Source organism: Mesobacillus sp. QJM3NY_10 (assembly GCF_056173465.1).
The window spans coordinates 4638258-4660469 of record NZ_CM149675.1 but is presented as its reverse complement, the minus strand read 5'-3'; the positions used below and the strand labels follow the sequence as shown (position 1 = coordinate 4660469).

Here is a 22212-nt window from a genome sequence, read left to right as displayed (position 1 = left end):
AGTTCCAAACAAAAAAACCGGGCACGGTGAACTGCACTTCCATTGTTAGTTTTGTGTCTAACAATTTCGGTGCAGTACACCCACGCCCGGTTTAATTTTTGCTATTATTGGGACCTGCCAATCCATGCATGATGAATTGGATGGTACGTTCTGTCTCCGCTTCATCATCCCACTCGGCTTCTGGCATGATCATATACCTTGCAATCAAATAGCCAAAAATGGAGGAGAATATCATCCGGAACACGCTGTAGGCAGGAATTTGTATGATTTGGCCTTTTTCCTGATAATGCTCAACAAGCTTCTCGAACAGGGCATAAACCTTAAGGGCGATATGCTCCTTGAAAAGCTCCTTCAATTCAGGGTGGAACGGGATTTCCTGCACCAATATTTTAACTGTCGGGAGGTTTTTGATCAGGAACTCCCGACGGTTTTCAAGCATTGCCTTAAGAAAATCTTCCACATACTCATAGTCCTGATCCAGGACCTTCTTCAAATCTTTTATGATAAAAGGTGCCACAAACTTAGCCATCACTGGAGCGACAATTGCCAGCAACAAATCCTTTTTCGTTTTATAGTGTCTGAAAATCGTACCTTCAGCGACGCCTGCCTTTTTGGCGATTTCACTGGTTGATGTAGCAGAAAACCCTTTTTCAGCGAAGGATTCAATAGCAGAAATGATGATTTTCTTTTGCTTATCAGTCAGTTCTTCTCCGGCCATCAACTCATCAATCTTAAAGTCGTGATCTGTCATCGTTTACTCCTTTCGCTACGGTTAAACTGCGCGGTGTTTCCGCAGTGCTAGTATATTCAGTAATATGAATAAAGCCGAAAACCCGGCCAGCATTAACAAATTGCCATAGATGGCATCCCATCCATATCCTCTCACCATAATATCACGCAAAGCCTCGGCGGCATAATAGAGTGGTGTGATCGGTCCAAGCCAGCTCAGCCAATCAGATATCGTATCGAGATTGATCAAACCAGAGAAGAAAAACTGCGGCACGATGATGATCGGGATGAACTGGATCATCTGGAATTCATTATTGGCAAACGCCGATAAAAGAGTGCCGAGCGTCAATGCCGTCATCGACAACAATAAAGTGATCAGCAATACATAGAAAAAGGAACCTTCCATCAGCATTCCCAGGATATAGATCGCATACCAGGCAATCAGCGTAGCCTGCAGCATCGTGAAGATTCCGAAGCCAAGAACATAGCCGATGACGATTTCCCATTTCCGCAGCGGGCTCGAGAGCAGTTTTTCAAGCGTGCCGCTCGTTCTTTCTCGTAAAAAAGAAATCCCGGAGATGATGAACACAAAGAAGAAGGCGAAGAATCCTAGCAAAACTGGTCCGAAATAGTCAAACTGGCTCATATCGTCTGAACCATGGATATAATCGACGTTCAGTTCCGATTGTCCCTGTGAAGGCAAAAGCTTTTTTGTTGCCTGCTGGAACCATTTCATGACAGCGCCGTTGACAGACGGGTCGCTGCCTTCGAGTACAATTTTATCCAGCATAGGGCCCTCAAAAACAACATACCCATCGATTTCTTGGTTCAATGCATCCTCTTCAGCAACTTTCACAGACTCATATTCTGTTATTTTTGCGTCATCTATATCGAGTTTCTCCATCACCGGGTCCGGAACATCGACCAAACCGACCTTCGGAATATAGTTTTCCCCGTTAAAAACAAGGTGGAGCATCGTCAGGATCAGGAGCGGGGCAACAAGCATCATTGCCAGTGTTCTTTTATCCCTCAGGAATTGCCGGATAATCCGGATCACTAAAGCGCTAATTCTCATGCTGAACACCTCCGTATGCTAAAAATGCTTCCTCGACAGTGGCAGAACCCGTCTTTTCCTTTAATTCTGCAGGAGTGCCGACTGCAATCAGAACACCATCTCGAATCAGTCCCAATCTGTCGCATTTTTCTGCTTCATCCATGACATGTGTTGTAACGATCAATGTTTTCCCCTGTGCCTTCAAATCATAGAAACCCGACCAGATGCTTTGGCGCAGAACGGGATCGATGCCGACAGTCGGCTCATCGAGAATCAACAGCTCTGGTTCATGAAGCAGTGCTGAAGCGAGCGAAAGACGACGTTTCATACCGCCAGAATAATTGGTTACCAGTTTGTTAAGATGTTCAGATAAGTCGACAAGCTGCATTACTTCTAAAATGCGTTTTTTTCGATGCGTGCCCTTAAGACCGAACAAGGAGGCAAAGAATTCAAGATTTTCTTTAGCGGATAATTCGGTATAGAGTGCGTCCGATTGAGCCATGTAGCCAATCCTTTCAATAAGTTTTAAGGAAGGCATCTTTTCGCCGAAAAGATAATTTTCACCTTCGCTGGGCGTTTCCAGACCGACGAGCTGCCGAACGAGAGTCGTTTTTCCTGCTCCAGAAGGTCCAAGCAACCCGAAAATTTCGCCGCTTTCAATTTCTAGGTTGATATTTTTTAAGACGTCTTGCTTACCATAGCGTTTACTTACATTTTTGATTGAAACAATCATGGAATCTTCACCATCCTTTTTAAAAGTGAGTAATCACTCATCTTTAAGAATAACTTAATTATGAGTTATTGTATAGTGAGTAATCACTCATGAAATTAAGTAATATTCGACACTTTACGCAAATGTCTAATTCGATGTTTATATGCTATCATACGAGGTAGAGATAACTGAAAATTTTTAAAATGGGGGAAGTGATCTCTTGTTTTTTAAAAAGAAGCGTATGGTGCTGTTTCTTGTTCCGGTTCTGCTGATCGTTGGCCTGTATTTCTATGATGCGAATTTAGATGTATACATGAATAAAACAGACGGAGTAATTGTCCATAAAGACAAGGAGTTTCACCGAGGCTATGAGACCTATCAAAAATATTATGTGAATGGCGAGAAAACCTTTGAAATCGACCGTTTGATTGGAAAGACAGATAACAGCAAATTCCTTGGGTTCAAAGAATCTGTATGGAAGATCAAAGGAGAGCCGGAAGACAAGGTTGTGTTTGTTAAAGGCTTGATGATTGAGGGAGTTTACGAACGTAAATGAAAAATCCACCCAAAAGGTGGATTTTATCATGAGAATTTATAGGTCCAGAAGCGTTCATTGTTGAGCCACGCCAACGTTTTTTGATCCTTTTCCTTCAGTTTATCAGCCATTTCTTCGAGCATCAGCTCAGTCTGGGAGCGGTGTGCACGGATTGCATCAAGCTTGATGTCCGCGACAGCACTTATATCATAAACGATATCCGGCTCGCCAAGCTCTTCGACACAGTTTCGTGAGAACGCTACGCAATGGAGCTTCGGCCTGTCTGCTGCAGGGATTTTTTCGACTGCGTGCACCACTGCGGCTCCTGTTGCCTCATGGTCCGGGTGGACGGAGTAACCTGGGTAGAAGGTGATCACGAGCGACGGATTCAATTCTGTGATTAATGATGACATGAGATTGGTCAGCATGTTCTCATCCTCGAACTCAACCGTCTTGTCACGGAAACCGAGCATGCGCAAATCATTGATTCCCATCGCGCGAGCGGCGTCCTTTAATTCTTTTTTACGTATAGCAGGAAGGGTTTCTCGGTTTGCGAACGGGGGATTCCCCATATTCCGTCCCATCTGTCCAAGTGTCAAACAGGCATATGTGACAGGCGTTCCCATGTTAACATGGGAGGCGATTGTTCCGGAAACACCGAATGCCTCATCATCAGGATGAGGAAAAACGACAAGTACGTGCCTTTCTTTTTCCATCGTAAAATCTCTCCTTTCAGCCAAGTCCAAATAACTTATTCGAACGGTGTTTCGCTTATTTCAAGGGCGACGGCAAGCTTTCCGTTAAAATCATGGCCGGCAAGCAGCAGTCTTCCTTTATCATCAATTTCGAAGTGTGTGATTCCCTCAGCGTACACCCAGCCAAAAGGTATCTTCAAACCTGTCCGATACGGACCTTCACCAGTAATCTTCGCGCGTTCGTAGGTCACCTTCGCATTGCGGATATACGCCCCTGATGAGAAAAATGACTCGTTGTTATGGGATGCGTATGCTCCATTTGTTGTTTCTAAATGGACATAGACTTCTTTGTCTTTAAAACGGTCCAGGGCTTCCTGGACTTCTGATAAAATAACCGGATCCATCTTTTTTCCTCCTTCCTGGGCTTAGAAGTTTTTCAGTTTATAATAGCCGAATGAATGGCTTTCTATGTTAAAAATCAATAATACCTATATTACTAAAAAATCCTTCTAAAAGCGAAATGTACGCTTGAATGGATGCATAAAGTAACTTCTAATTTCAAATAGATTATCAAAATTGGTCTTACAGAAAGTGTTTAATCAGGAAAGACAATGGAAATATTGAGGAGAAAGGAGGGAGCCTATGAAACACGTAAAGGCTTTATTAATTAAAGGCATCATGACATTTGCTGTTCTTCTTCTATTATTGGGAAGTTTTGCGGGAATCGGTGATATTCTCGTCATCACACTCGTGCTTGGAGCGATTTCCTATCTTGCCGGTGACTTGTTTATTCTTCCAAAAACAAGCAATCTTACCGCTTCTCTATCTGATCTGGCTCTATCATTTTTCGTGATTTGGGGAATTGGAATGATGTTATTCGAGCAAAGTGATGGCATTGTTTTCGCAGCCTTTTTTGCGTCAGTATTGATCGCCTCTGGTGAATGGTTCTTCCATAGTTATATGGCAGATCGGGTGCTTCGTATTAATCGGAAGATATAATAGAAAAAGTAGAAAAGCGCTAGCGCCATAATCCTATGTAGCACTGCAATAATTGAACTCGGCATGTATTTTAAAATGTACATTCCATGAAACTGTGCATGAACATATAAATTGAGGCCCGAGACGAGCTCTATCGGACAAACGCAAGAGAAAATACGAGAAAAATGTACATTAGAAGGGCTCTATCGGACAAACGATAGAGGAATCTCAAAAAAAGTGTCTGTTAGAAAGGTTCTTTCAGACATATTTATGAATTTAGTATTTATATCATTCAGTAACAGAAAAGAGGCTGTCAAAAGCTCAAATGATGAGCTTAGCGACAGCCTCTTTTTGTTTTGTTGTTACCTTTTAAGAAAGTAAAATTTTTTAATTTAGATTAGTGTCTAGCTCCAGCGCCTAGCCCTTCGAGTCGCTTGTCTAGCTGCGGCTCCTAACTCCTCGAGACGCTTCGGTCCTGCCAATGAAGTCAAAGAACGACTTCACTGTCAGGCCCTCCAGCGCTTGTCGGAGTTGGGCAGTCGCCTAAGCTTTTCGAGTTCGGTCCTGCCAATGAAGTCAAAGAACGACTTCACTGTCAGGCCCTCCAGCGCTTGTCGGGGCTGACCAAGGCGCTTGCGCTTTTCTATTCTCCGCGGTTGCCGCCTGCGTACTTGTTGTATGCGAGGTGAGCGGTTGGGCCTACGTATTCGTTCAGCCTGAAGCCGTGCTTGATGGCTTCGGTGATGAAGCCTTTAGCCACTTCCAATGCTTCAGGTACTGTTTTGCCTTTTGCCAGCTGTGCAGTAATCGCTGAAGCGAATGTGCAGCCTGCACCGTGAGTGAAGCTTGTTTGGACTTTTTCTGATTCGAAAAGAGTGAAGTCTTTTCCATCATAAAGAAGGTCTACAGCTTTTTCGTGGTTCAGCTTGTTTCCACCCTTGATCATGACGTTCTTCGCGCCTAGATCATGGATTTTCGCCGCTGCTTCCTTCATGTCATCGATTGTGCGGATTGGTCCGGTTTGTGCCAGCTGCCATGCTTCGAACAGGTTCGGTGTGACGACTGTTGCTCTTGGCAGCAACAATTCTCTCATGGCATCTGTGTTTTCAGGCATTAAGACTTCATCTTCCCCTTTACATACCATTACAGGGTCGATTACCACTCTGTCCAATTTATGCTCATCAATTTTTCGCGCAGATAGCTCGATGATCTCAACCGTTCCGAGCATGCCTGTTTTCATTGCATCTATTCCAACGGAAAGAACCGTTTCAAGCTGCTTTTCGACGAGCTCAACTGGCTGTGGAAATACTTCATGGTGCCAGTGATTTTTAGGATCCATAGTCACGACCGTAGTCAGAGCAGTCATCCCATAAACGCCTAGCTCCTGAAAAGTCTTAAGGTCAGCCTGGATTCCAGCGCCGCCGCTTGTATCTGAACCTGCGATTGTTAACACCTTTTTCAAACTCATCTATACTACCTCCATTATAAGAATGGCGACTGCCTTATCAGCACAAGGCATGTCACCTTCATCACTTTCTTATGATTATACCAATTCTATAAAATTAGACAAAGAATTGATTTGAAGGATGCTTGTATGGATAAAATTAACTTTTGACGATTTTGTGGCATTAGGGCATTGACGTGATGAAAGTTACTGAGGGAAAAAATAAATTGATTTACAGTTGACTATGTGAAAATTGACCCACTAAAAGATTTTTCGAAAATGAAAAATCTCAATTTCAGACTTTGTTAAAAAAATAGACAATTTTCATCTATATTATTGTAACAATTGAAACGGTTACAACCATGGAATTTCCAGTACATTAAAGGCATAGGGGTATTTAACCCTTTTTGCATAGTGGAATGTTTTTTTAATATAAGGCTTGTGATGTGATCCGAATATAGAGTTTTACCAGCTTGCAAGATTCATAACAGTCTTTCAATCCCATCGCACCACTGATGGTCAGAAAGAAGTCGATAGTTGCAGCGGAGCCCGGAGATGAAGTACCAGATAAGGGGTGAAGAACATGATCAAGAAAGGCTGTCCTGAAGAGTATCCAATCAGCCTGAAGCTGAATGGGTATGAAATTGCGGTATTCCAGCTGACAAATCAGGATCTGGAAGATTGGGTATATGGCTACCTTTTTTCAGAAGGTTTGATTGATGGGCCGGAGGATGTTGTCAGCGTCCAATTCAGTGAAAAGACCGGCACATTGGATGTAGCATTATGTAATTCTTTTGATCCTGAGCAGATGTTTTCGAAAAAGAAGCATTATACAGCCGGCTGCGGACGGGGAGTGACCTTTTTTTCGATGACAGACGTCAAGAAGTTCAATAAAGTGAATTCCGATGATACCTATTCGCTGACATACTTGTTGAAAAAACGCGCAGAATTTGCGCAAAATTCGCCGCTATACCTGGAAACAGGCGGCATGCACGGTGCCTGTATCATCCTTGAGGATGGCAGCATTGAAGTCCGGGAAGATATCGGCAGGCATAATGCTGTCGACAAAATTATCGGCCACGCAATTCGAAAGCGTTTGCAGCCTGACCGACTCGTCCTTTTGACGACCGGCAGGGTTTCATATGAAATGCTGTCAAAAGCTGCAAAGTTTGGTTTTGCCGTCATTGGCTCACGCACTGCGGCTACAAAGCAGGCCATCCAGTTAGCCCGATTCCTTAACATTGAAGTCGTTGGCTACTTGCGCGGGAAAATGGCGACTGTCTATACATCTGCCAAAAGGATTAATGATGATTTAAACCCGCCGGCTGCCTCTGAGGATTTACTTGAAAGGGGGGAAGCCCAGCAAGTACTAAATTGACACCACCTGTGGGATTAGGGATGTTCTAAGCAACTAATGGGAAGGAGAGAGAGAGATGGTTGAAATCAACCTGAATCGCCGGCAGTTCTTGAAGCTGTCAGGTGCCACTGCGGCGACCCTGGCGGTTGTCGAGTTGGGCTTTAACGAAAAAGAGGTCCACGCACAAACAAAAGAACTCAAGATTGCCAAAGCTACTGTAACACCAACCATTTGCGCATTTTGCGGTGTAGGATGCGGCATTTTGGTACACACAAAAGACAATACTGTGGTTTATACGGAAGGGGATCCGGATAGCCCAGTTAACGAAGGTACACTTTGCAGTAAAGGTACGACCATCAGACAAGTTTTCACATCCGAAAAGCGCTTAACGAAGCCATTGTATCGTGCTCCTGGCAGCAAGAAATGGGAAGAGAAAAGCTGGGACTGGATGTATGAAACAATTGCAAAACGCACAAAGGAAACACGCGACAAATCATTCGTTGAAAAGGAAAATGGAATGTTTGTCAATAAAACCGAAGCCATTGCGAGCTTAGGCGGGGCAGCTCTTGATAATGAAGAGACATATCTGCTTGCGAAAATGATGAGAGGGCTTGGCGTCGTCTATCTCGAACACCAGGCACGAATATGACACAGTTCTACGGTTGCCGGTCTGGCACCTACAGTAGGGCGTGGAGCAATGACAAACCATTGGAGCGATCTGCAAAATACCGATTGTGCATTGATCATGGGCGGAAATCCTGCCGAGAATCATCCAATCTCTTTTAGATGGTTGACTAAAGCGAAAGAAAAAGGCGGCAAAATTGTCTCTGTCGACCCTCGTTTCACGAGGACATCGTCAAAGGCTGACGTCTATGCTTCGCTTCGCTCAGGAACAGATATTGCTTTCATGGGCGGAATGATCAACTATGCATTAGAGAATAACTTGATCCACAGAGAGTATGTTGCTGAATATACAAATGCATCTTTCATTGTAAAGAAAGATTTTGAGTTTAATGATGGTTTATTCAGCGGGTATGATGAAGCAACCCGCAAGTATGATAAAACGAAATGGGCTTTTGAAACAGATGAAGAGGGCAATCCGAAAAAGGATAAAACCCTTACACATCCGCGTTCTGTATTCCAATTGATGAGAAAGCATTTTTCACGCTATGATGTTGACTCAGTTATTGCAGTAACCGGAACACCTAAAGAAGATTACCTGAAGGTCTGTGAGACTTTCTGTTCAACAAGCAAAATAGGGAAATCCGGAACAATCATGTATGCAATGGGTACTACTCAGCATACTGTTGGAACACAAAACGTCCGTGCCTTTGGAATCATCCAGTTGCTGCTTGGAAATATCGGCTTGCCTGGCGGCGGAATCAACGCGATGCGCGGGGAGTCCAATGTTCAGGGTTCCACTGACTTTGCTTTACTTTATCACCTGCTTCCAGGGTATGTTGGAGCGCCGACTGCCATCCCTGAGCATGCAACTTTAGAAGGTTACAACACTAAGGAAACACCTTCTGGCGGATACTGGAGCAACAAGCCGAAGTTCCTTGTCAGCATGCTGAAGGCCTGGTACGGCCCGAATGCTACTAAAGCGAATGAATTTGGATATCAGTACCTTCCAAAAGGAAACAAGAACTACTCCCATATCAATCTGTTCAACGCTATGTATAAAGGTGAACTGGAAGGGGCGTTCTTATTTGGAACCAACCCTGTAGTCGGAGGCCCGAATGCAGGCAAGGAAAAAGAAGCGCTATCCAAACTTAAATGGCTGGTTGCCGTTGACCTATGGGAAACCGAAACATCTGCTTTCTGGCAAGAGGAAGCTGGCAGTGACCCATCCAAGATCGACACAGAAGTATTCCTTCTGCCGGCAGCAAGCTCCTATGAGAAAGAGGGCAGCGTGTCCAACTCTTCCCGCTGGATGCAGTACCGCTGGAAGGCGATTGATCCAAAAGGAGAATCTCTGGCAGATTTGGAAATCATCCATATGCTGGTGAAGAATATCAAAGGCCTTTATAAGAATGAAAGTTCTGCTGCAGCTAAGCAAATCAATGCACTGTATTGGAACTATGGAGAAGGACACCATCCTGATATCGACCTTGTGGCTAAGGAAATCAATGGCTATGACCTGACGACAGGCCAGCTTTTGAAAGGCTTTGGCGACCTTAAGGATGACGGTACTACAAGCTCTGGAAACTGGATTTATTCAGGCTTCTACCCAGAAGAAGGCAAGAACCGCTCTAAAAACCGTGACAATAAGGACACTGGCGGCGGCAACTTCCTGAACTGGGCATATGCATGGCCAGCAAACCGCCGAATCCTTTACAACCGCGCTTCTGCTGATCCAAGCGGAAAGCCATGGAGCGACAAAAAAGCGGTCATCTGGTGGGATGAAAGCCAGAAGAAATGGACTGGAAATGACATTCCTGACTTCAAGCCAACTGTTGCACCAGCTGATCCAGGCGGAACGAATCCTTTCATCATGATCAACGGCGGAGTCGCAGGAGTCTACGCACCAACACTGAATGACGGACCGTTCCCTGAACACTACGAGCCGTTTGAAAGCCCAGTGAAAAACACTTTCTCAAGCCAGGAAATCAACCCTGCAGTTGTCATCATCGAAGGAGAATTCAACCTGAAGGGCGACAGCAAGAAGTATCCGATCGTCGGTACTACTTACAGGGTATCTGAGCACTGGCAGTCCGGTTCGATGACACGTAACCAGGAATGGCTATCTGAACTGGCAGGCCATATGTATATTGAAATGAGTGAAGAGCTCGCAAAGGAAAAAGGCATCAAGAACAAAGATAAGATCATTGTCAGCTCTGCCCGTGGCGATATCAAAGCCTATGCAATGGTGACAAAACGATTTAAGCCTCACATGATGAACGGCAAGAAGGTCCATCAGGTCGGCATGCCTTGGCACTTTGGCTATAAAGGATACGCAACAGGGGATACAGCAAACCGCTTAACACCTCATATTGGGGATGCAAACACGACAATCCCTGAATATAAGGCATTCCTCTGTGATATAAGGAGGGCTGACTAATGGCGGAATATATTAAATACGTCGATGTAACAAAGTGTGACGGCTGCCGCGCATGTATGGTCGCCTGCAAAAACTGGAACGACCTTCCGGCTGAGCCGGAAGAGTTCCAGGGCAGTGTCCAGTCACATGCAAATGTGACAGCGAACACATGGAACGTGCTGTCATTTATTGAACACGAAGATTCTAAAGGCAATCTGGATTACCTTTTCCGCCATTCCTCCTGTTTCCATTGCACGGATGCGGCTTGCGTAAAGGTTTGTCCTGAAGATGCTATGCACTATACTGACTTCGGAACTGTAAATGTTGATAGTGATAAATGCGTAGGCTGCGGCTACTGCGTTCAGAACTGTCCATTTGATGTTGTTCAGTTGGCAACATATAAAGACAAGAACGGCAAGGAGTACAAGAAGGCACAGAAATGCACAATGTGCGTGGATCGTCTTGAAGAAGGCATGCAGCCTGCTTGTGTAACGACTTGCCACACAGACGCTATGGAATTTGGCACACAAGAAGAAATGCTCAAGAAGGCTGAAAAGCGCCTGAGCGAAATCAAGGATAAGTATCCTAACGCAATGATTTACAACCCAGAAGGAGTTGGCGGTACGCATACGATTTACGTACTTGCTGAAAAACCATCTGTCTATGGACTGCCTGAAAAACCAAAAGTTCCAACGTCAGCTGTGGTCTGGAAGGACTACGCACAGCCAATCGGCAAGATGATGCTTGGAGCAACAAGCATGGCGCTTGTAGGTGCATTCGTGTCCAACAAGCTATTCAATAAAGAAGGAAAAGGCCATGAAGAGGATGGAGGTGGCAGCCATGAGTAATACGCAGTATTCAGGTGTGAAGGTAAAGCGATTCTCGAAAGGCTTTGTAATTGCACATGCTGTGAACGCCATTTCATTCTTTGCGCTGTATATCACGGCCTTGCCAATGTATACAGAGTGGTTTGACTGGCTTTATCCAGTAATGGGCGGACCAGAAGGAGCGCGCCTGCTCCACAGGATTTTCGCGATTGCCTTCATTACGCCGACGTTCATCTGGCTGATCATGGACCCTAAGGGCTTCCTGCGCTGGGGAAAAGAGCTTGTTACTTGGAAGAAAAGAGATATACAGTTTTTCACTGAGTTCGTCAAAGAACTATTTGGCTTTAAGTTCAAGCATGTAAAACAAACATTCTTCAACGCGGGTGAAAAAATTAACTCGATCATCCAGATCCTGACTGCGATCCTGATCATCGGCTCGGGCTTCCCAATGTGGTTCCCTGACCTGTTCCCGAAAGCAGTTGTCCAGTGGGCGTATGTAGCTCATAACGTCGGCTTCGGCCTGGCGATTGCAGTAGTGGTCGGCCATATCTACCTGAGCGTCATCCACAAAAACTCAAGACCAGGATACACTGGTGTCATCACGGGTGAGGTTCCAGCAGAGTGGGCAAAGGATCACTATACAGAATGGTATGAAGAAGAAGTCAAGAAGGGCAACTTCCCTGACCTTGATAAAGACAAGAACAAGAAAAAAGGCGCGTAAAACCATTAATAGAGGGAATGGCTGCCCTGACCGGGCTCCATTCCCTTCAAAATTTAGAATATTAGAATGAAAGAGGGGCTACAGCAATGAAAAAGTCCGTTGTCTCAAAAGAGTATCAGAAATTGCAGAAGGATATCATAGAGTTGCAGGAGCAATGGAAGACTTCCCTGGATCCTGACTGTGTCCGGCCAAACCTTGATAAAGCGGCAATGGAGGCGGGAGTGCCTGTCACTGCTTTAGCGGCTATTGACTTTGATATTTCCCTATTCTTACAGTGGATAGAGGATATAGGGGGGCTTTTATCGAAGTATCAACCAGAGATTGAAACGTCGATGGAATCTGTAAAAAATCTATTGGATGAAGAGACAGCAAAGAGATGGATTGATGAAGCATTTGCTTTCAACTATATTTATTTTGCTAGTTTCGCTGAGGAAAATGATCTGGATGGCTGGATTCCTCAATTCGTGGCAGAGACAGTTCTTCGTCCATACCTGCAGCTGACCGCGGCAAAGGTTCAGGATGAAATTCATCACGGCGTGCACGGTGCCGGCTGCCCTGTATGCGGAGAACCAGTACGCCTGGCGCAGCTTGAAGGAGAAGGCAAAAAGGTCCTGCACTGCCCGCGTTGTTCAGCTCACTGGAATGACCGGCGCGTAGCCTGCTCACACTGCGGAAATAACGACCACGAAACAGTGAAGATCCTGACAATCGAAGGCGAATCGGCGGCACAAATCCAGATTTGTGAAGAATGCAAAGGATATACGAAAGTAATTGATACAAGACAATATATTGTTAAGCCAACACCAGCTATACTTGATCTGAACACCATTCACCTGGACTTTGTTGCCCAGGAGCATGGATACAAATCCGCTGGCGAAACAAAACAGACAAACTAAAAGAAGGTGCTGTGGGATGAAAGCCGGAGCGATTATTTTATCAGGCGGCAAATCTAGCAGGATGGGAACGAACAAGGCTCTCCTGAAATTTCACGAAAAAACGAATATTGAGAGAATTAAGGATGAGTTACAGCACGTATTTGATGATATAATTCTAGTAACGAATGATCCTGAAACCTATCAGTTTTTAAATATTAAAATGGTAACAGACCAGTATCCGGGTTCTGGTCCGCTCGCGGGAATCCATGCGGGACTCGAGGCATCAGACTATGAGGAAAATTTCGTCGTAGCCTGTGACATGCCATTTGTATCCTCAGAGCTAGCTTCAAGCCTTGTAAAAGCGCTTAAACACCACGATGCAGTCGTACCGGTCAGTGAAGGCAGACAGCATCCGCTTTTTGCGGCATATCAAAAACGGGTAGCAAGAGAAGCTAAGGAATGCATTGAAGACGGAAATTTGAGAATCAAGCATATGCTTGAAAAGCTGAATGTCCGCTTTCTCGAAGAGGCAGATCTTCAGCTCTATTTCGAGGGCAGCCTTGATCGGGTGTTTTTCAATATGAACCATCCTGAGGAATATGAAGATGCAAAGAAATGGGCGGAATCCGGAGAATAGTTTTCAGGTGCTAGAAAGGATGTAAGTCAGCATGCAATTTTTCAAAGTGAAAACGGTTGAGGAGACCTTTGCGTTAATTGACGAGAAAATCGGCAAGATCACGGATACTGAAATCCGTCCTCTTGATGAGTCGCTTCACTACATCCTGGCAGAGGATGTCACTGCAGGTGAGAATGTACCTGGTTTTGACCGGTCGACCGTCGATGGCTATGCCGTCATCGCCCGTGACACATACGGTTCATCTGAATCGATGCCAGGCTTCCTGAATGTTGCCGGCGAGGTCCATATGGGAGAAGAAGCGATCAAGCCAGTGGGCAGAGGCGAGGCAATATACGTACCGACAGGCGGAATGCTGCCACCAGGCAGTGACAGCGTGCTGATGATCGAGCATTGCGAGGAAATCGGCGGGCTGTTGAATACGTACAAGCAAATCGCACCAGGCGAGAATGTCATCAGAAAAGGTGAAGACATCAAGGCAGGAGAAGTCCTATTATCCGAAGGGACAAGATTGCGGCCACAGGAGCTTGGAGCACTGGCGGCACTTGGTGTTTCCGAGGTTAAAGTCTACCGAAAGCTGAAGGCTGCATACCTTTCTTCAGGGGACGAAATTGTTCCTTTTGAAACGAAAACACTGGAAACAGGCCAAATCCGCGATATCAATTATTTGACCGTCAAGGGATTGGTCAATGAGTGGGATATCGAAATTATATACGGCGGAATCACCCGCGATGATTACCAGGAATTCGCCCAAAGAGCACGCGAATTGTATCAACAGGCTGACTGCTTGATTTTATCAGGGGGAAGTTCAGTCGGCACGAAGGACTATACAACTGAGGTCATCCAATCACTTGGAGATCCAGGCGTCTTTGTCCATGGAATTTCCATCAAGCCCGGGAAGCCGACCATCCTCGCTGTCGCAGACGGAAAGCCGGTCATTGGACTGCCGGGTCATCCAGCATCGGCGATGATCATCTTCAAGCTGTTTGGCGAACGAGTTTTCAGAAGGCTGAAGGGTGAAAAAATAGAGCATAAGCCTGAACGAATTTTTGCCCGGATTGTGAAAAATATTGCATCCTCTCCAGGAAGATCCGATTATATCAGGGTAAGACTTGAGGAGAAGGATGGAGAATGGTGGGCCGAGCCGATCATTGGCAAGTCAGGCCTAATTACGACTTTGGTAAAAAGCGATGGAATCGTCGAGATTGTTTCCGAAAAAGAAGGAATTTCACAAGGCGAATACGTCCCAGTAATTTTGACGAGATAGGGGGAGCCGCATCATGGATAAAATACGCTATAACAGAAAAATTTATCTTGAAGACAAGCCGAGGGCACAAGCCAGGAATGAAGTGCTGGCCGCGTTCGACCTGCCTCAGGAAAAAGAGTGGATCCCGGCTGCCGGCGCCCTGGGCCGAATTACTGCTGAACCTGTCTTCGCCAATGTTTCAATGCCTTTTTATCATGCATCCGCGATGGACGGGATTGCCGTGAACGCTGAGGATACTTATGAAGCACATGAACAGCGCCCGCTTCATTTGAAAATGGGTGAGCAGTTCGAATACGTTGATACCGGGAATGCGATCCCACCTCAATATAATGCGGTGATTATGGTGGAGAACATCCAGGTCATTGATGATGAGACAATCGAAATCATCGAGCCGGCAACACCTTGGCAGCATATCCGCCCTATTGGCGAGGATATCGTCCAGGAGGAAATGCTGTTCACACAGGGACACCAATTGCGTCCAGCTGACCTCGGGGCACTCCTTGCGGCGCAGGTTACAGAGGTGGCTGTCGTCAAAAAGCCGCTTGTGACCATCATTCCGACCGGAAATGAACTAGTCAGCGCGGATTCTTCACTGTCATCGGGCAGGATCATTGAATTCAATGGAACGGTTTTTAGCAACTATGTTGAAGATTGGGGCGGACAGCCATATCTGCATCCAATCGTGAAGGATGAGCCGGAAAAAATCAGGGAAGCACTGCTGGGAGCCGTGGAAACATCTGATATTGTCGTTATCAATGCCGGGTCATCAGCTGGTTCAAAGGATTATACAGTTCATATTCTTGAGGAACTTGGCACTGTTTTTACCCATGGTGTCGCAACAAGGCCAGGTAAGCCAGTTATCCTTGGGAAAATCAAAGATAAGGTAGTCGTCGGTGTACCGGGCTATCCAGTTTCCGCGTACATGGCAATGGAGTGGTTTGTAAGACCGCTCGTTTGTAAATATCTAGGAATACCAGAACCAGAAAGGCCAAAGCTCGAGGTAAAGCTTGGCCGCAGGATCGTCTCCACAATGGGAGCGGAGGACTTTGTCCGAATGAATATCGGCTATGTGGATGGACAATTTGTCGCCAATCCGCTGACACGCGCGGCGGGCGTCACCATGTCACTTGTACGTGCAGATGGTCTGCTCGTCGTACCGCCGGAAGAACTGGGATACGAACAAGGAGACATCGTCGAGGTCGAGCTATACAGGCCTGTCGAAGAGATCAAGAACGCAATCGTCTTCAGCGGCAGCCATGATCTGACGATTGATCTGCTGTCATCCCAGCTCAAAAGGCAGCGGACCGACATGAAAATTGTTTCTTCCCATGTTGGCAGCATGGCCGGTTTAATGGCAATCAGAAAAGGGGAAGCCCATGTAGCGGGCATTCATTTGCTAGACCCGGAGACAAAGGAATATAATGTTACCTACGTAAAGAAATTCCTTGCAGGGCAAGACGCAGTCCTATATCCATTTTTAAAAAGAACCCAGGGCTGGATGCTTCCAAAAGGCAATCCACTTGGTATTGAGAGCGTCAGTGACATTGCCGAAAAGGGTGCAGATTACGCCAACAGGCAAAAGGGCGCCGGCACTCGTATATTATTCGATTTATTGTTAAAAGAAGCAGGTTTGTCAGCTGACGATGTGAACGGCTATGACCGTGAGATGTTCTCACATTTGAGCGTCGCAGCGGAAGTGAAAGGGAATGACAACGCAGCAGGCCTCGGAATCTTCCCGGCCGCTCGCGCAATGTCACTCGACTTCATCCCAGTCTCGGATGAAAACTACGATTTACTGATGACAAAGGCATTTTTCGAAAGCGAAAAGGGTATCTGGTTAAGAACCGTGATTCAATCTGATGCGTTCAAAGCAGAAGTAGCCAAAATTGGCGGCTACGCCGTCGTCGAGAACCCAGAGCCGGTTTATTTTTAAGATATTCATGACTTTGGAGATACCATTAAGGACGAAACCAGGTAAAGAGTGGTTGAACTTTTCAATGGAAAGGCTCTAACGGACAAACCGGAGAGAGAAACCGAGGAAAGTGTCCATAAAAATTAGGCTCTGTTAAACCCCAATGTTGTTTTAAAGCCCTGTTGATTGTAGTGGAAGGCGCGTAGACTCCTCCGAAAATGCTAACGCATTTCCATCGTGCGTGGGCATGCTCGAGGAAGTTCAATCAAAGTCCTGCGGGATGAGCAAGTCATGGGGAGACCCCGCAGGCGCATAAAGCGCCGAGGAGGCTCCCCGACTGCAAGGAAGAATTTGATTTTTGAAAAAGCCGGCAGTTGGGCTTTTTCTTAATTCTTCCCCGCGGAAAGCGAAGCGCCTGGAACGAAAATCAACAGCCTAGTTCAACAGAGCCAAAAATTAAATTCTGATCCGGATCAGTTTATTGAGGTGATATTGATGAATTATGAAATAGCGAAAGATCCAATCAACGTTCAATCCGTCATTGATAAAGTGGTCCAGCGTGAAGCGGGGGCAATCACAACTTTCATTGGCACTGTCCGTGAATTGACAAAAGGCAAAAAAACTCTTTACCTTATATATGAAGCATACGAACCGATGGCGGTGAAAAAGCTGGAGCAAATCGGCACGGAAATCCAGGAGCGCTGGAATGGTGCTGAGGTTGCGATTACACACCGCGTCGGCAAACTTGACATCACGGATATCGCCGTGGTGATTGCTGTATCCACGCCACACCGCAACGATGCATATGAAGCAAATCGCTATGCAATCGAGCGCATCAAGGAAATCGTCCCAATCTGGAAAAAAGAGCATTGGGAAGACGGCCAGGAATGGATCGGCAATCAACTAGAAACTGTCCCATATCCGACAGGGAAACCGGAGGAGAAGGATCTCAATGAATAAAATTTTATTTTTTGCCCATCTACGAGACGAAGCAGGCCATGAATCAGTCGAAATCGAAGCAGCTGGTAAAACAGTTGCCCAGTTAAAAGAAATGGTTGCTGAAAAGTATGGCGTTCAAAAGCTCGATACTTCAATGACAGCGATCAATGAAGAATTTTCATCCAATGATGAAGTCATTAAAGAAGGAGATACAATCGCCTTCATTCCGCCTGTATCTGGCGGTTGATCCGTCATAGAAGATTGCGGCGCCCGTTCCGTTGACTTGATGGTCGATGGATCAGGGCGTTTGCGCTTTTCTTATTTTCTAAGTGAAGTTTTAAACTCTGATTAGTGTCTAGCTCCAGCGCCTAGCCCCTCGAGACGCTTCGGTCCTGTCAATGAAGTCAAAGAACGACTTCACTGCCAGGCCCTCTGAAGCACAGGATGTGCCAGACCCGCCAGCCACACGAAGTGGCGTTATAGGCGGGCAGCGCTTGTCGGGTCTGACCAAGGCGCTTGCGCTTTTCTTACAAGGAGGGTAAACCCATGTCAGAAAGATATTCACGCCAGACGCTGTTTCCTCCAATAGGCAAGACCGGTCAGGAGAAAATCCGCAGCAAGCATGTACTGATGATTGGTGCCGGAGCACTTGGCTCAGGCAATGCTGAACTTTTGGTCAGGGCTGGTGTTGGCCGACTGACGATTGTGGACCGTGATTATGTTGAAGCGAGTAATTTGCAGCGACAGCAATTGTATACAGAGGATGATGTTGCTGAGAAGCTTCCGAAGGCCGCTGCAGCAGAAAAAAGGCTCCGAGCGATTAACTCTGATGTTGAAATCAGTGCCCATATCGCTGACGCTACTCCTGAAAAATTGGCACAGCTAGTCGATGGAGTCGACCTCATCATTGATGCAACGGATAACTTTGAAACACGGATGGCTATTAACGATATTTCACAGAAAAACAAGATTCCATGGATCTACGGTGCATGTGTAGGCAGCTTTGGGATGAGTTTTTCGATCATTCCTGGTCAAACGCCATGTCTAAACTGTCTGCTAAAAACAGTTCCGCTTCAGGGGATGACTTGTGATACTGGAGGCATTATCGGTCCTGCTGTGCAGATGGTCATTGCCCATCAGGGAGCGGAAGCACTGAAAATCCTCGTGGAAGACTGGGATGCGGTGCGGACTTCATTCGTCAGCTTTGATTTATGGCGAAACCAGTACAGTAGCATGAAAATGTCCAAGGCAAAGGATCCTGGATGCCTAAGCTGTGGTGAACATCCTGAATACCCTTATTTAGACGTTGAGAACATGACTAAGACTACCGTCCTATGCGGACGTGATACTGTTCAAATCAGGCCCCCAAAACAGCAACAGCTTAACTTGCAGGAAACGGCTGAAAAAATGAGGGATTTAGGCTATCAGGTTAAAGGGAATCCATATCTAGTATCCGTTGACATGGTTGACAACAGGATGGTTATTTTCCAGGATGGTCGTGCACTTATTCATGGAACGAAGGATCTGGCCCAGGCACGAAGCATTTATCAGAGGTTTTTCGGGTAAATATTTTATACACACGCAAACCCCCTGCCAAATCAGCAGGGGGTTTCTATATAAACGACCTCTTTGGATCGGTTATGACTGTGCATTCAAAGTGGATTACTTTTCGTCAGATGCGACTAGCACAAGACGGCCTTTATCCAGTTCCATTTCATACTTCTCAGCCTCTTGCTTTGAAAGGCCAAGGGATTCAAACTTATTGCGAAGCTCGTCTCCGCGGGATTTGAACATATTTCCGATGGAATCAAAGAAGCCTTGCTCCTTGAATCCCATGTCGCCTGTTTCAGTAGCCTTAGTCAAGTCCTCACTGCGCTTCTCATCATGTGCGAATATATAAATGTTTTCTTTACCAAAGCCTGCAGCTTCAAAAGAGTTGATCTTATCTGTAGCTTGTACTCCGTTTTCAACAACTTCTACTTTCAACATAGTATCTTCCTCCTTGAAATTTTTTACCTATACTAGTTTTGGGAAGCTTTTTTAGCTTTCACCGTCTACACTATTTATATAACCGGTATAAGCTTTATTAAACATACTGGGAATTGTTCACATATATTTTGAAAATAATGGGTAGTTGGATAGAAATGAAGGGAGCTGGTTCACGATGGCACTTTTAAATAATGGTTGGGAGCCTCTGCTGGCAGAGGAATTTGAAAAAGCCTACTATCTTGAGTTGAGAGAGTTTTTAATAGAAGAATATCGAACCAAGACAATCTTTCCAGAAAAAGATAATATTTTTAACGCTTTGAGGTTCACCGATTATGAGGATGTAAAAGTTGTGATTCTCGGTCAGGATCCATATCATGGCCATGGACAGGCACATGGTTTGAGCTTTTCGGTAAAACCTGGTGTTAAGATTCCGCCTTCGCTTCGAAACATCTTTAAGGAGCTGAATACCGACCTTAGCTATGAAGTTCCGGATAACGGTTATTTAAAAAAATGGGCGGAGCAAGGTGTGCTTCTTTTAAATACTGTCCTTACAGTAAGGGAAGGGGAAGCTAATTCACACAGAGGAAAAGGCTGGGAACATTTTACCGATAAGGTGATTACCCTGTTAAACGAGCGCGAGAAGCCGGTGATATTCATCCTCTGGGGCAAGCCGGCCCAAAGTAAGCTAAAGTTGATAGACGAGAACAAACACAAAATCATCATGTCTGTCCATCCAAGTCCGCTGTCAGCAAGAAGAGGCTTCTTCGGCAGCAAGCCTTTTTCTAAGGTGAACGAACTGCTGAAAGAGCAGGGAGAACAAGAGATTGACTGGCAGATTGAAAACATGAAAAGTTAAGAACTCTGGGAAACCAGAGTTTTTTACATGAGAAATAATCGACATGTTTCACGTGAAACTTACATTAAAGTTACGTTAGGATCCATCCCGAAAGTCGAAAAAACATGTGAATTGTTGTAGAATGGAACGGTACAACTATTACAGGATTCGTAGGATATACATATATAACACCCTGTGGAGGTGAGTCGATGAATATTTCACTGCAAAAATTATTACTGAAGATGGAAGAGGAATTAAAGCGGGCAAAATCTGCGGAGTCGGAGGCAGTCCAGCGGGAAAGAATCCACTCGATTAAAACGCTTTGTGAGCTCGTCCTTGATGAACCGTCGGGCGGAGATGTTACAACACCTGTAGGACAGGGGGCACAGCAATTTGTCACGGCACAGCCTATCATTCCTCAGCAGCAGATACCTGTAAATCAGCCGTCACAAATGATTCCGCAGCCTAAAAAGCTGGAGATGGAAGATAACGCAAACGGAGACTCGCTCTTCGATTTCTAATTTTATGAGGTGAAAGAGATGAAGTTATTTATATTGATCGGAGCCATCAATGCTTTCCTGGCAGTTGCACTTGGAGCATTTGGTGCACATGGACTTGAAGGCAAGGTTGAGCCAAAATATTTAGAAACCTGGAAAACAGGCGTTACATACCAGATGTTCCATGCAACTGGACTTTTAATCATTGGAGTTCTTTTAGGAAAGCTTCCGGCCAGTGCGCTTCTATCCTGGTCCGGCTGGCTGATGCTGATTGGGATTGTGTTATTCTCCGGCAGCCTCTATGTCCTAAGTGTCACAAAAATCAGCATCCTTGGTGCAATCACCCCACTTGGCGGTGTAGCCTTCCTGGCAGCCTGGGTATTGCTGATGATTGCCTCTGTGAAGTACTTGTAATAAATGCAGGTTTGGAAATTGGATTACAAGCAATAAAGATGAAGAGGAGCACGCCATTTTGGTGTGCTCCTTTTAGCTTCATTATCTTGGTGGATAAGCAGTCAATCCGGCTCCGCCGCCGAATGGATAGTCGTACTCGATTTCTTCATCGAATGTGACGTAATCAAGGTAAATCATCGGCATTAGAATCCGCTTTCCTGTTTGTGGGTCACTAAGGATCAGGTGATCTCTTCCAGCAGCTTCGATGATCCCCTGGAAAATTTTCGCGTTCCATTCCGTGTTGTTTTCAAAAGTCGCGTAGACGGTAGCGAGCTTGCCTTTATTCAACCGAAGGATATTCTCAATATAGGATGCTTCAATTGGAAGCATTCCAGGGACCTGGGCACCTGCCCCTGCACCAGGCATCGCACCACCTGGCATGGAAACACCAGGCATGACCCCACCCGATTGGGCTGGGAACGGCGTTGCTTGTGGGTATCCCGCTTGCCCCATTTGTCCCATCTGTCCCATCTGTGCCATCTGCCCTTGAACAGTTGACTGATCTTCTTTGCCGCTATACGGCTGGTACATTTGTGGATATGTTCTGTAGTTATAATAGGGGTTATTGTATTGAGTCATTGTGTAGCCTCCTTAAAAGTATTTTTCCTTTCCTTCAAATTCACCTTTATTTATGTAAATGGTGAAATTGAGCTTTACAGGTTGGGGTACAAGTAAAATGAATTCTCACTATTCAATACATATGAGGAAAGCTTGATTTT

24 protein-coding genes and 1 pseudogene are annotated in these 22212 nt (G+C 45.5%); 17 read left to right on the top strand and 8 right to left on the bottom strand.

What is annotated here, in order from left to right:
- Nucleotides 1–91: 91 nt before the first annotated feature.
- From AC0VX7_RS23275 to AC0VX7_RS23265, 3 genes are read right to left on the bottom strand one after another with little or no spacing between them, the layout of a single operon-like run.
- Nucleotides 92–751, bottom strand: a complete 660-nt coding sequence (locus AC0VX7_RS23275; RefSeq protein ID WP_475426122.1) for a TetR/AcrR family transcriptional regulator — start codon at nt 749–751, stop codon at nt 92–94.
- 21 nt (nt 752–772) lie between these two features.
- On the bottom strand, nt 773–1804 hold the full coding sequence (locus AC0VX7_RS23270; protein WP_475426121.1) for an ABC transporter permease: 1032 nt from the start codon (nt 1802–1804) through the stop codon (nt 773–775).
- Nucleotides 1794–2516, bottom strand: a complete 723-nt coding sequence (locus AC0VX7_RS23265; RefSeq protein ID WP_475426120.1) for an ABC transporter ATP-binding protein — start codon at nt 2514–2516, stop codon at nt 1794–1796. The genes AC0VX7_RS23270 and AC0VX7_RS23265 overlap by 11 nt, the downstream gene beginning before the upstream one ends.
- 199 nt (nt 2517–2715) lie before the next feature.
- On the opposite strand from AC0VX7_RS23265, the gene AC0VX7_RS23260 reads away from it, so the two are divergent.
- Nucleotides 2716–3051 carry a hypothetical protein gene (locus AC0VX7_RS23260; RefSeq protein ID WP_415799112.1) on the top strand — a complete coding sequence of 112 codons (336 nt, stop codon included), beginning with the start codon at nt 2716–2718 and terminating at the stop codon, nt 3049–3051.
- 26 nt (nt 3052–3077) lie between these two features.
- Here the strand turns inward: AC0VX7_RS23260 and bshB2 are convergent, their stop codons facing one another.
- Nucleotides 3078–3746 (bottom strand): bacillithiol biosynthesis deacetylase BshB2, encoded by a 669-nt coding sequence (gene bshB2, locus AC0VX7_RS23255; RefSeq protein ID WP_475426119.1) that lies wholly within the window; start codon nt 3744–3746, stop codon nt 3078–3080.
- A 35-nt stretch (nt 3747–3781) separates the two neighbouring features.
- Nucleotides 3782–4129 (bottom strand): YojF family protein, encoded by a 348-nt coding sequence (locus tag AC0VX7_RS23250; protein ID WP_041966316.1) that lies wholly within the window; start codon nt 4127–4129, stop codon nt 3782–3784.
- A gap of 238 nt (nt 4130–4367) precedes the next feature.
- Here AC0VX7_RS23250 and AC0VX7_RS23245 point away from each other — a divergent pair, with 238 nt between their 5' ends.
- Complete coding sequence (locus AC0VX7_RS23245; RefSeq protein WP_475426118.1) at nt 4368–4724, top strand: DUF2512 family protein; 357 nt, start codon at nt 4368–4370, stop codon at nt 4722–4724.
- A 622-nt stretch (nt 4725–5346) separates the two neighbouring features.
- On the opposite strand, the gene pdxK is transcribed toward AC0VX7_RS23245, so the two are convergent.
- Entirely contained in the window at nt 5347–6171 is an 825-nt protein-coding gene (pdxK, locus tag AC0VX7_RS23240) for a pyridoxine/pyridoxal/pyridoxamine kinase (protein ID WP_475426117.1), read from the bottom strand.
- 559 nt (nt 6172–6730) lie between these two features.
- Between pdxK and fdhD the strand changes: the two genes are divergently transcribed.
- The 12 genes and pseudogenes from fdhD to AC0VX7_RS23180 all read left to right on the top strand — a co-directional run bounded on the left by fdhD (nt 6731) and on the right by AC0VX7_RS23180 (nt 19285).
- Nucleotides 6731–7525, top strand: a complete 795-nt coding sequence (fdhD, locus tag AC0VX7_RS23235) for a formate dehydrogenase accessory sulfurtransferase FdhD (protein ID WP_475426116.1) — start codon at nt 6731–6733, stop codon at nt 7523–7525.
- Between the two features lie 55 nt (nt 7526–7580).
- Nucleotides 7581–8153 carry a twin-arginine translocation signal domain-containing protein gene (locus AC0VX7_RS23230; protein WP_475426115.1) on the top strand — a complete coding sequence of 191 codons (573 nt, stop codon included), beginning with the start codon at nt 7581–7583 and terminating at the stop codon, nt 8151–8153.
- Nucleotides 8154–8165: 12 nt separating this feature from the next.
- Nucleotides 8166–10565 (top strand): annotated as a pseudogene (gene fdnG / locus AC0VX7_RS23225) (formate dehydrogenase-N subunit alpha); the annotation flags it as partial.
- Nucleotides 10565–11392 carry a 4Fe-4S dicluster domain-containing protein gene (locus AC0VX7_RS23220; protein ID WP_475426114.1) on the top strand — a complete coding sequence of 276 codons (828 nt, stop codon included), beginning with the start codon at nt 10565–10567 and terminating at the stop codon, nt 11390–11392. The pseudogene fdnG and the gene AC0VX7_RS23220, both read left to right, overlap by 1 nt.
- Nucleotides 11385–12092, top strand: coding sequence for a formate dehydrogenase subunit gamma (locus AC0VX7_RS23215; protein ID WP_041966323.1), 708 nt, complete (start codon nt 11385–11387; stop codon nt 12090–12092). The genes AC0VX7_RS23220 and AC0VX7_RS23215 overlap by 8 nt, the downstream gene beginning before the upstream one ends.
- Before the next feature lie 86 nt (nt 12093–12178).
- Nucleotides 12179–12988, top strand: coding sequence for a formate dehydrogenase accessory protein FdhE (locus tag AC0VX7_RS23210; protein WP_475426113.1), 810 nt, complete (start codon nt 12179–12181; stop codon nt 12986–12988).
- A gap of 16 nt (nt 12989–13004) precedes the next feature.
- The gene (gene mobA / locus AC0VX7_RS23205) at nt 13005–13604 is read left to right on the top strand and encodes a molybdenum cofactor guanylyltransferase (protein WP_475426112.1); all 600 of its coding nucleotides are present in this window, start codon (nt 13005–13007) and stop codon (nt 13602–13604) included.
- 31 nt (nt 13605–13635) lie between these two features.
- The gene (locus tag AC0VX7_RS23200) at nt 13636–14868 is read left to right on the top strand and encodes a molybdopterin molybdotransferase MoeA (protein ID WP_475426111.1); all 1233 of its coding nucleotides are present in this window, start codon (nt 13636–13638) and stop codon (nt 14866–14868) included.
- Between the two features lie 13 nt (nt 14869–14881).
- Nucleotides 14882–16801 carry a molybdopterin biosynthesis protein gene (locus AC0VX7_RS23195; RefSeq protein WP_475426110.1) on the top strand — a complete coding sequence of 640 codons (1920 nt, stop codon included), beginning with the start codon at nt 14882–14884 and terminating at the stop codon, nt 16799–16801.
- 474 nt (nt 16802–17275) lie between these two features.
- On the top strand, nt 17276–17740 hold the full coding sequence (locus tag AC0VX7_RS23190) for a molybdenum cofactor biosynthesis protein MoaE (RefSeq protein WP_041966328.1): 465 nt from the start codon (nt 17276–17278) through the stop codon (nt 17738–17740).
- The gene (moaD, locus tag AC0VX7_RS23185; RefSeq protein WP_215032293.1) at nt 17733–17966 is read left to right on the top strand and encodes a molybdopterin converting factor subunit 1; all 234 of its coding nucleotides are present in this window, start codon (nt 17733–17735) and stop codon (nt 17964–17966) included. Before AC0VX7_RS23190 ends, moaD begins: the two co-directional genes overlap by 8 nt.
- Before the next feature lie 299 nt (nt 17967–18265).
- Entirely contained in the window at nt 18266–19285 is a 1020-nt protein-coding gene (locus tag AC0VX7_RS23180) for a thiazole biosynthesis adenylyltransferase ThiF (protein ID WP_475426109.1), read from the top strand.
- A 96-nt stretch (nt 19286–19381) separates the two neighbouring features.
- Here AC0VX7_RS23180 and AC0VX7_RS23175 read toward each other — a convergent pair whose 3' ends face one another.
- Nucleotides 19382–19708: a YflT domain-containing protein gene (locus tag AC0VX7_RS23175; RefSeq protein WP_475426108.1), complete on the bottom strand. Its 327-nt coding sequence runs from the start codon at nt 19706–19708 to the stop codon at nt 19382–19384.
- 175 nt (nt 19709–19883) lie between these two features.
- Between AC0VX7_RS23175 and AC0VX7_RS23170 the strand changes: the two genes are divergently transcribed.
- The 3 genes from AC0VX7_RS23170 (at nt 19884) to AC0VX7_RS23160 (ending at nt 21454) form a co-directional block, all read left to right on the top strand.
- Nucleotides 19884–20564, top strand: coding sequence for a uracil-DNA glycosylase (locus AC0VX7_RS23170; RefSeq protein ID WP_475426107.1), 681 nt, complete (start codon nt 19884–19886; stop codon nt 20562–20564).
- A 188-nt stretch (nt 20565–20752) separates the two neighbouring features.
- The gene (locus tag AC0VX7_RS23165; RefSeq protein ID WP_475426106.1) at nt 20753–21064 is read left to right on the top strand and encodes a YwdI family protein; all 312 of its coding nucleotides are present in this window, start codon (nt 20753–20755) and stop codon (nt 21062–21064) included.
- Between the two features lie 18 nt (nt 21065–21082).
- Nucleotides 21083–21454 carry a DUF423 domain-containing protein gene (locus tag AC0VX7_RS23160; RefSeq protein WP_475426105.1) on the top strand — a complete coding sequence of 124 codons (372 nt, stop codon included), beginning with the start codon at nt 21083–21085 and terminating at the stop codon, nt 21452–21454.
- 81 nt (nt 21455–21535) lie between these two features.
- Here the strand turns inward: AC0VX7_RS23160 and gerQ are convergent, their stop codons facing one another.
- On the bottom strand, nt 21536–22072 hold the full coding sequence (gene gerQ, locus AC0VX7_RS23155) for a spore coat protein GerQ (protein WP_215032277.1): 537 nt from the start codon (nt 22070–22072) through the stop codon (nt 21536–21538).
- Nucleotides 22073–22212: the final 140 nt, after the last annotated feature.